Source organism: Companilactobacillus futsaii JCM 17355 (assembly GCF_001435505.1).
GTDB classification, from domain to species: Bacteria; Bacillota; Bacilli; order Lactobacillales; family Lactobacillaceae; genus Companilactobacillus; species Companilactobacillus futsaii.
In genome coordinates this window covers 1-9,364 of record NZ_AZDO01000013.1, presented here as the reverse complement: position 1 = coordinate 9,364, position 9,364 = coordinate 1, and the positions used below count along the sequence as shown (strand labels likewise).

The 9,364-nt window shown below is 35.3% G+C and carries 8 protein-coding genes and 1 pseudogene; all 9 read left to right on the top strand.

Translation table 11 applies throughout. The features are described 5' to 3' along the window. Positions 1–259: 259 nt before the first annotated feature. The 9 genes and pseudogenes from FC88_RS01835 to FC88_RS01795 all read left to right on the top strand — a co-directional run bounded on the left by FC88_RS01835 (position 260) and on the right by FC88_RS01795 (position 9,327). Positions 260–1,011, top strand: a pseudogene (locus FC88_RS01835) (ABC transporter ATP-binding protein). An 11-nt stretch (positions 1,012–1,022) separates the two neighbouring features. Beyond that, on the top strand, positions 1,023–2,813 hold the full coding sequence (locus FC88_RS01830; RefSeq protein ID WP_057812196.1) for an FtsX-like permease family protein: 1,791 nt from the start codon (positions 1,023–1,025) through the stop codon (positions 2,811–2,813). Positions 2,814–3,190: 377 nt separating this feature from the next. After that, a complete protein-coding gene (locus FC88_RS01825; RefSeq protein WP_057812193.1) occupies positions 3,191–3,928 on the top strand; it encodes an amino acid ABC transporter ATP-binding protein in 738 nt (245 codons plus the stop codon). Positions 3,929–3,940: 12 nt separating this feature from the next. After that, complete coding sequence (locus tag FC88_RS01820) at positions 3,941–4,768, top strand: glutamate ABC transporter substrate-binding protein (protein WP_057812191.1); 828 nt, start codon at positions 3,941–3,943, stop codon at positions 4,766–4,768. Beyond that, positions 4,765–5,403: an amino acid ABC transporter permease gene (locus FC88_RS01815; protein WP_057812189.1), complete on the top strand. Its 639-nt coding sequence runs from the start codon at positions 4,765–4,767 to the stop codon at positions 5,401–5,403. Before FC88_RS01820 ends, FC88_RS01815 begins: the two co-directional genes overlap by 4 nt. A 12-nt stretch (positions 5,404–5,415) precedes the next feature. Beyond that, positions 5,416–6,069, top strand: coding sequence for an amino acid ABC transporter permease (locus FC88_RS01810; RefSeq protein ID WP_057812187.1), 654 nt, complete (start codon positions 5,416–5,418; stop codon positions 6,067–6,069). Positions 6,070–6,455: 386 nt separating this feature from the next. Next, positions 6,456–7,871: a Na+/H+ antiporter NhaC gene (nhaC, locus tag FC88_RS01805; protein WP_057812185.1), complete on the top strand. Its 1,416-nt coding sequence runs from the start codon at positions 6,456–6,458 to the stop codon at positions 7,869–7,871. Positions 7,872–8,064: 193 nt separating this feature from the next. After that, a complete protein-coding gene (locus tag FC88_RS01800) occupies positions 8,065–8,976 on the top strand; it encodes an efflux RND transporter periplasmic adaptor subunit (protein WP_057812184.1) in 912 nt (303 codons plus the stop codon). Between the two features lie 9 nt (positions 8,977–8,985). After that, positions 8,986–9,327, top strand: a complete 342-nt coding sequence (locus tag FC88_RS01795) for an ATP-binding cassette domain-containing protein (protein ID WP_235526889.1) — start codon at positions 8,986–8,988, stop codon at positions 9,325–9,327. Positions 9,328–9,364 lie beyond the last annotated feature (37 nt).

Genomic DNA, 9,364 nt, shown 5'->3' with positions numbered 1-9,364 from the left:
AAGGTCAAGCTTTAAGACTGTTCCCGGTTCTGGAATTGGCTTAAAGTTGTGCCCAGTACGTTCCAGCGTCCACAAAGCCGAGCGGACGACGGCAATTAACACTAACCAAAATTTAAAAAGAAATTTTTTATTAATATATCTTCAATATTATATCGCTTTATTTCAGACTTACAAAAGTGTAAGAAGATGTAAGGAGAATCGAACGACCTAAAAGACATTAACCATTATGATAGATATATCAAATGGAGGGAAGCAAAAAATGCAAAAAATCGTCGAAGTACAAAATATTGAAAAGATTTATGGAAAGGCTGGAGAAAAGCAATTTAAGGCCTTGTCAGACGTTAATTTTGAAGTAAAACCCGGCGAATTCGTAGGAATTATGGGTGCTTCAGGTTCAGGTAAAACTACTTTATTAAATATTCTATCTACATTAGATACTCCAACTAGCGGAAAAGTTCAAATCGCTGGTCAAGATATTACTAAATTAAATAACAATCAAATGGCAGATTTTCGGGCTAATAAAATTGGATTTATCTTCCAAGACTTTAACTTACTAGAAAACCTAACAGCTTATGAAAATATTGCTTTGCCGTTAGCATTGCAAAATAAGCCAGCTAAGACAATTAAACCCGCAGTTTCAAGTATCGCTGAAAATTAGGTTTAACAGAGATTTTAAATCACTATCCGACTGAACTATCTGGTGGTCAAAAACAGCGTGTTGCGGCTGCTCGTGCTTTGGTTCATGAACCATCAATCGTCTTCGGGGATGAACCAACTGGTGCTTTGGATTCCAAGAGTGCTCGTGCTTTGATGGATACTTTAACTAAGATCAACCGTGAAGATGAAGTTTCAATTTTACTAGTAACTCATGATCCATTTTCAGCTAGTTTCTGTGACCGTATTTTGTTCATCAAAGATGGTGAAATCGGCCAAGAATTGAAGAAAGAAGATTCGAGTCGAGCTGAATACTATCAAGAAATTCTAGATTCATTAGGAACATTTGCGGAATAGGGGAGGAAAATATGTTAAACAAATTAGCTTTAAGTGGAATCAAGCATCGTCTACGTGATTACAGTGTTTTGTTTTCAGGTTTGATGATTGCCTCAGCCATCTTTTATATGTTTATGTCATTAGCGACAAATAAGGCTTTCTTAAGTTCAAATTCTCCAGCTTCAGCAACTAGTTTCATCTTCGCCTTCGGGATCGTTCTTTTAGCAATTATTACTATCGTCTACATTAATTATGCCAACACCTTTCTGTTGAGTATGCGCCAAAAAGAGTACGGGATGTTCATGATGCTCGGTGCTAAAAGTAGTAAAATCTCTAAAATGATTTTCGTTGAAACATTTGCTATTGGTGCTATCTCAACAATTATCGGGACTTTGATTGGTATCGTGGCAACAAGTTTTGTCAGCCGTTGGTTGATTAGTATGTTAGATATGCAAGTTAAGCATTTCAGTAGTTTCTATCTACCAGCTTTAATTTGGACCTTTGTTTTCTTCATCGTGATTTTTATTTTTTCAGCTTTGAGAAATTCAATTTCCCTACGTAGAACGAAAGTTTTAACGTTATTGAACCGTGACAGTCAACCGGTCAAAATCAAACGTAACGGCGTTTTAAAAGCTGTCCAAGCTATTTTAGGTTTAATTTTATTAGCTATCGGTTATTTCACAATGTACGTCTCTGGTAATAATCCTGGAGCCATCTATATCGGGATTCCAGTCGCTTTAGTAACAATCGTCGGTGGTTCATATTTCACAATCAACGCCTTCGTCACAACTTTAATCGTTATGTTAAAGAAGAATACGAAATTCTCCCAAAAAGGGTTGAACAACTTCACACTTTCACAATTGAGTTTCCGAATCAACGATTATACTAAGATTCTTTCAATGGTTTCAATCATGTTTGCCTTAGCTTTGGGTGCTATTACGGTTGGACTTGGTTTTAACAATCAAATTGATAACGTTGTAAATGGTCAAAACTACTATGACGTGCAATTAACTAATCCAGATAAAGCGCAAAATAAGCGTGTAAAAGATTTGAATGTTAAAGAAAAAGTTACGTATCACTATAAAACTGATGGTAAAAATGTTTACTATCGTAGTAGTGAATTTAAGAAACAACCACTTGGTTATGCCAAGATCGACATGCAAACAATGAAATCTAGTTTTAATAAATCATCTAATTTAAAGAAGAACACTAATGCTCAATATGAATTAATGAATACTAGATTGCCTCAAACGAGGACCATGAAGGCAGAATTTGTCAGTGACCAAGAATACGATATTATTAATAGCCCAGTGACAAAAACAGTCTTAGTAAAAACTAACTCTTTTAAAGACAATTTGTCTAAAATCAAAGCCATCTCAAAAGCTGAAAATAAGCGATACCCAGCTTTAAAACAAGCATCTATTGATAAATTTAGTGCTTATACTATAATTAATGGTTTCTTCTCTGGTTTAGAATTTATGGGCTTCTTCTTAGGAATTGCTTTCTTAGCTATGTTAGCCAGTTGTTTGATGTTCAAAATCTTGTCTGGTGCTAATAGTGATGTTAAGCGTTATAACATGCTCTATAAAATTGGTACTAAGCCTAAGACATTACGTGCAAGTATTAATAAAGAAATCGCCGTCTTGTTCTCTGTTCCAGCAATTTTAGGAATTATTCATGTTTTGATTGGTCTACAATTGTTTGTTAAAATTTTATACCAACCATATATGCACATTGAGATTCCATTTGCCATCTTCATTGTCTTGTATCTTGGCTATTACTTCGTAACTAGATATCTCTACAAGAAGATTGTTTTGAAATAAGCTTTACAGTTCCTTTCCGGGGAACTGAGCACGACGGGTAATTACCTATCGTGCTCAGCTTCTCGGAAGAGAAGCACTCCCCCCTTAATAATAATTCGAAATCCTCAACAAGTTTCGCAAATAAAAATCCACGATAATTCAAAAATCGTGGATTTTTTTGATTGCTCGGAAAAAATTTTTTAAAGATTTAAAAAGATCATCAGTATAGTCATAATGCCCGTATTATAGAATTTATAAGTAATTTTTATTTAGATCTGAAGCCGAACATTTACTTCACAAAAGAATTTTTTGTTGATAAATTCTGAGAAAACTATTAGAATTTTCTTAATAAAAAAAATTAAATTAAATTTTTGTTAATGAAGAAGGGAGAATTAATTATGTCAATGATCGAATTCCGTGATGTACAAAAATATTATGGTAATTTTCATGCTTTAAAAGATGTTAACTTGAAAATTGACAAAGGGGAAACGGTAGTTTTAATCGGACCCTCTGGTTCTGGAAAAAGTACTTTGGCTAGAACGGTTAATGGTCTAGAGACAATTCAAGAAGGTCAATTGATCGTCAATGGTCATGACATAGCTGATAAAACAACCGATATCAATTTGATTAGAAAAGATGTCGGGATGGTTTTCCAACACTTCAATCTATATGCCAACAAAGATGTTCTAGAAAATATTATGTTAGCTCCAAGAATCATTTTGAAATTAGACGAAGAAGAGAATAAGAAACAGGCAATGAATTTGTTAGACCAAGTTGGTTTGGCTGACAAAGCTCACAACATGCCATCACAGATTTCTGGTGGACAAAAGCAGCGTGTGGCAATTGCTAGATCTTTAGCGATGAAACCTCGTTGTATGCTATTTGACGAACCAACTAGTGCCTTGGATCCGGAAATGATTGATGATGTTTTGAATGTTATCAAGTACGTTACTAACCAAGGTGACATGACGTCTCTAATTGTTACTCACGAAATGGGATTTGCTCAAGAAGTAGCTAATCGGGTTATTTTCATGGATCAAGGTCAGATTCTTGAAGATGAACCAACAGATAAATTTTACAATCATCCTGAGAATGAACGTGCTAGACAATTCTTGAGTAAAATTATTAAACACTAGGGGGTAGTAATTATGAAACGACTGAAATATTTGATGTTGATGATTACTTCTTTACTACTCTTGCTTACCTTATCAGCCTGTGGGTCAAAACCGTTGTCGTCTCAAAATATACTCGAAAATGATAAACAGAGTAAAACAATAACTTGGGGTGTCAAAGCTGATACTAAGTTGTTAGGTTTGATTGATGTTAAAGATGGTAAAGAAAAGGGCTTTGAAATTGATTTGGCAACGGCTTTGACTAAGAAGATGCTTGGTAAAGATGCCAAAGCTAAGTTTGTTACCGTTACATCGCAATCACGTATCCCACTGCTGAAGAACGGTAATATCGATGCTATCATCGCTACAATGACCATAACGCCGGAACGTTTGAAGACGATTGATTTTTCTGATTCGTATTTTGATGCCGGTCAATCTTTATTAGTAAAGGATGACTCATCGGTAAAAAAAGTCGAAGATTTGAACAATAAAACTATCATTGGGGTAGTTGGTTCAAACTCTGTTGAAAATGTTAAAAAGTTTGCTCCAAAAGCTCAAGTGCTTCAATTACCGGACTATGCTCAAGCGCTAACAGCTTTGAAATCAGGTCAGGGCGATGCTTTAACGACTGATAATGTAATTTTAGCTGGTATGGCGGTCAACAATCCAGGCTATAAATTACAAGGTAAGGCCTTTACAACTGAACCATATGGTATTGGTATCAATAAGGGCCAAGATGACTTTAGAAAAGCCGTCAATAAAGCTTTGAAAGAAGTACAACAAGATGGGACTTACAACAAATTGATTGTGAAGTGGTTTGGAAACGTTCCTGGATTTAACTATAAGGAGGTGTTACGCAAATGATAAATCTATTATCTAGCAACTGGCATGCCTTCATTAGTGGATTTGGTTGGACTTTGTTATCCAGTGTTTTAGCATTGTTTTTTAGTCTGATCATCGGCTCGTTGTTTGCCATTTTGGAGGTTGTTCCAAGTAAAATTTTGCGAATAATTGGTAATGTTTATGTTGAAGTCTTTCGTAACATTCCTTTGTTGGTTATAACGATGTTTTTCTACTTAGTAATTCCGTTGTACGTTGTTAAAATCAATGGTTTCACTGCAGGAACGATTGGTTTGACGATTTATACTTCGGCGTTTATTGCAGAAACGGTTCGTGCTGGGATTAATTCAGTTGATATTGGCCAAATGGAAGCCGCTCGTTCACAAGGGATGACTTTCTGGCAGGCTATGCGTTATATCGTTTTGCCTCAAGCCTTTAAGTATGTCATTCCACCACTAGGGAACCAATTCGTTAACTTGGTTAAAAACTCATCAGTTCTAGCTTTCGTGGCTGGATTTGATTTGATGTATCAAGGTAATGCAATAGCTTCACAGACTTTTGAAACTGTTAATACGTATATAATCGTTGGCTTGTTCTACTTAGTTATTACTTTGCCAATCAGTTACTATATGCAACATCTAGAAAGAAAGTTAGCTTAGGAGGGGTAAATTATGCAAAATTGGATAGATGCTTATTCATGGATAAATATTAGATTTCTTCTCCAAGGCTTGTCGGTAACGATTTTGATCTCCGTTATATCGGTGGTCTTAAGTTTTATTTTCGGTTCAGTTTTAGGAATCGTGCGTTATAGTAAGATCCCTTATTTATCAAAAATTATCGGATTCATCATTGATGTTATTCGTAATTTGCCACTGTTGTTGATCATCTTCTTTGTTTACTTTGGTTTGCCAGCCTTTGGGTTCAAACCAGATACGATTCCAGCCGCAATTTTAGCGATGACGGTCTTTGAATCGATGATGATTGCCGAAATTATTCGTTCAGGAATCATGGCAGTTGATATTGGTCAAATGGAAGCTTCTAGAGCTATGGGGATGACCTTTACTCAAGCAATGTGGCATGTTGTTTTACCACAAGCTTATAAAAAGATGATTCCAGCTTTAGTTAGTCAATTTATTTCATTGATCAAGGATACTTCTTTGGCAACTATCATCGTGGTTCCAGAATTGATGCAACACGGTCAAGTCGTTTATGGACAAGACCCTAATTACATCATTCCGGTCTTCGTAGCGATGGCTTTGATGTACTTTGTTGTCTGCTATGCATTGTCATTGTTATCTAAGTATATTGATCATAGAATGGCATAAAAAAATTAATTAAGGTTGACAGAATAATTTAAGCCTGTTATTGTTTATGTCAATCAAATAAACACATATAAGTGTCTGAATTAATTAGTAATGCATCTGGGTGTAAGAAAGCCGGTGGTTGATGCGAACCGGTCAGGGTGTAGTTATGAAATACCAGACATGACTTGGTTTTCCAAGCGGAATAAGAGAGCCGTTATTCTCAAGAGTGGAGTAATAGTTTATTTAGACTATTCTCAAGCTGGGTGGTACCACGGTAAATCGTCCCTGTTGCATAATTGCAGCAGGGACTTTTTTTATACAAAGGGTGAGAAAATGATGCATACTTGTGGTGGTAATCCTCGATATTAGTTTTGTCGGATTAGATAGAAATAATTGGAGGAATTAGGATGAATAAAAGTAAAAAGACAGTCAGTTTTAGAGAAGCAATCTCTATTTTAGTAATCATGTTAGTTATTTTAGGTTTAGGTGTTATCAAATTTGGTTTGTCACCTCAAACGCCAGTTTTAGTAGTTATTGGATTATTGATCTTATGGTCAAAAATTCGTGGAAGTAGTTGGGATGAAATTTTTGATGGAATCTCTGACGGAGTTCGTAATGGTATTATTCCCATTTTCATTTTTATTTTAATTGGTTCATTGATCGGTACTTGGATTGCAGCCGGAATTATTCCATCAATGATGGTTGCTGGTTTCCATATGATTTCCGCACAATGGTTTGTACCATCAGTTTTCGTCGTTTGTGCTTTGATTGGTACTTCAATCGGTAGTGCCTTTACCATTGTTTCAACTATTGGTATTGCATTATTTGGAATGGGTCAAACACTAGGTATGAATCCTGCTTTAGTTGCCGGAGCCATTATTTCTGGAGCTATCTTTGGCGATAAAACTTCACCACTCTCAGATTCAACGAACTTGGCTTCAGCTATTGCCGAAGATGATTTGTTTGCTCATATTAAAAACTTGATGTGGACAACGATCCCGGCATTTTTGATTTCATTAGTTTTGTACACCCTTTTAGGTAATGCTGGTTCTACTAACAATCTCAGTAAAATTGATACAACCTTGAATGTATTGAATAGTCACTTCTTCATTTCTTGGTGGGCTATTTTACCAATCACTCTATTGTTCATTTGTTCAATTATGAAGATCCCAGCTGTGGCAACGTTATTATTAAATATTACCGTAACAGTTGGAATGATTTTCATTGAAAATCCTAATACCCAAGTTAAAAGCGTAGCTGGATTTATCGAAAATGGTTTCGTTTCAAAAACTGGCAATGCTAATGTTGATGCTTTATTGACTCGTGGTGGCATTAGCTCGATGATGGGTACAGTTTCATTGATTTTCTTAACTCTTTCCTTAGGTGGCTTATTAATGAAGTTTGACGTCATTCAAACTGCTATGAAGCCTCTTGCTGAAAAACTTAAATCAAATGGTTCCGTTGTTACAGCTACAATTCTTTCTGGTATCGGTGTTAATATCTTCGTTGGTGAACAATACTTATCAGTTATCCTACCTGGTAAAGCTTTCAAAGAGACATTTAACAAACGTGGTCTTGATAACTTAGCTTTGAGTCGTGTACTTGAAGATGGTGGTACTGTAATCAATTACTTGATCCCTTGGGGTGTTGCCGGAGCCTTTGTAGCTAATACCTTAGGTGTACCAACCTTGTCATTCTTACCATTCTGTTTCTTTAGTCTTCTATCACCAATCCTTTCTATCCTTAGTGGATTCACTGGTATTGGCTTAAAAAAATTAGACAAGACTAAAACAACCGATAAAAAAGTTGCCGAATTGGCATAAAAAATATTTTTATAATTAAGAGAAAACTTGTAAACGCTAACTATGTTGCTACGACTAATTTCTCATAATAAATTTTTAAATTATAGAGCAGAGATGCTCTATTTTTTTATCTTCCCAATATTGACATAACAGTTTCTTTTGGCTAATTTAGTGATTGTTATGCTGTTTTTAAAGGCAAATTAGGGAGATTAATATGAAGAAAATCAAAATCGCCATTTGGGGAATAAACGTTGTTTTAGTGGCAATAATCCTCTTTTTAGTTATGGGAAAGGGAATGAATAATAATAGTACTGATACGGCCGAGAAAACTTATACCGTTCGTACTGACAATAGCAATTATTTTAATGGAATTGTTCAAGAAACTGACAAACAAGCAGTCAGGGATCAACCTAAATCAGAAGACGAAACTTTAGCTTCTACAAGAGTGATCAACGGTCAAAAAGTTACTAAGGGACAAGTTTTATTTACATTTTATCGTGATATGAGTAGTGATTTGGCCAGTGCTAATAGTGAAATTCAACAAGCACAGTTAGCTATTCAAGATTACAATTCATCAGACAAAACTACTGCCGATAAGATTGAATTGAGCAAAAATCAAGAAGCTTTGGCAATGGCACAGGCTAAGTTAAATAAAATCAACAAAGCCCAAAATAGAACTGTTACAGCACCTATTAGTGGTACGTACTATAAAGATGATTCTGGTAGAAGTTACATCTATGGTTCACCAGTGATTCAAGGAAATGTAAATGAATACAGTTTAAGCAAAATCAAATTAGGTCAAAATGTGACCGTTATCAAGAATGATGGTACGAAGATCTCAGGTAATTTCCAACAAAAAGATGCCATTCCTTATAGCACTCGCAACGTTTCTTATTATCATTTTAGAGTTGCGACGGATTCTAAACTATCTTACGGAATGCACGTTCAAATCAAAACTGAGGCTGATGGGTACAAGATTCCTAAGAATGCACTTTGGGCAAAAAATACAGTTAAAGTTTTAAAGAATGGTAAAAAGCACACAAAACACGTCACTATCACGAAGAAAGGCCAAAATTATTACGTGATCGATGGTCTAAAAGCTGGTGACAAGATAGTTTTGAAATAAGGCGGTGAAATGATGCTAAAAGTTACTGATGTAGGTAAGACTTATGGTGAATTCACTGCTTTGAAAAATATCAATCTCGAAGTTAAAGATGGCGAATTCTTAGCTATCATGGGACCTTCTGGATCTGGTAAGTCAACTTTGATCAATATTTTAGGATTGCTCGATCAAAGTTACACAGGTGAATATTTGCTAGAAAATAAGAACTATCAAGCTGTAAATGACAATGAATTATCACAGATTCGTGGCGACCAATTGGGCTTTGTCTTTCAAAATTTCAAATTGCTTTCGACATATACAGTTTATGAAAATATTGAAGTACCACTAATTTATAGGGCAGATTGCAAGAAATAACCGAACACTTTTTAAAACTTAATATTTTCCATAAAGA

Coding starts and splice junctions, on each gene's coding strand:
- FC88_RS01830 (WP_057812196.1), top strand. CDS start 1,023: ATGTTAAACAAATTAGCTTTAAGTGGAATCAAGCATCGTCTACGTGAT.
- FC88_RS01825 (WP_057812193.1), top strand. CDS start 3,191: ATGTCAATGATCGAATTCCGTGATGTACAAAAATATTATGGTAATTTT.
- FC88_RS01820 (WP_057812191.1), top strand. CDS start 3,941: ATGAAACGACTGAAATATTTGATGTTGATGATTACTTCTTTACTACTC.
- FC88_RS01815 (WP_057812189.1), top strand. CDS start 4,765: ATGATAAATCTATTATCTAGCAACTGGCATGCCTTCATTAGTGGATTT.
- FC88_RS01810 (WP_057812187.1), top strand. CDS start 5,416: ATGCAAAATTGGATAGATGCTTATTCATGGATAAATATTAGATTTCTT.
- nhaC (WP_057812185.1), top strand. CDS start 6,456: ATGAATAAAAGTAAAAAGACAGTCAGTTTTAGAGAAGCAATCTCTATT.
- FC88_RS01800 (WP_057812184.1), top strand. CDS start 8,065: ATGAAGAAAATCAAAATCGCCATTTGGGGAATAAACGTTGTTTTAGTG.
- FC88_RS01795 (WP_235526889.1), top strand. CDS start 8,986: ATGATGCTAAAAGTTACTGATGTAGGTAAGACTTATGGTGAATTCACT.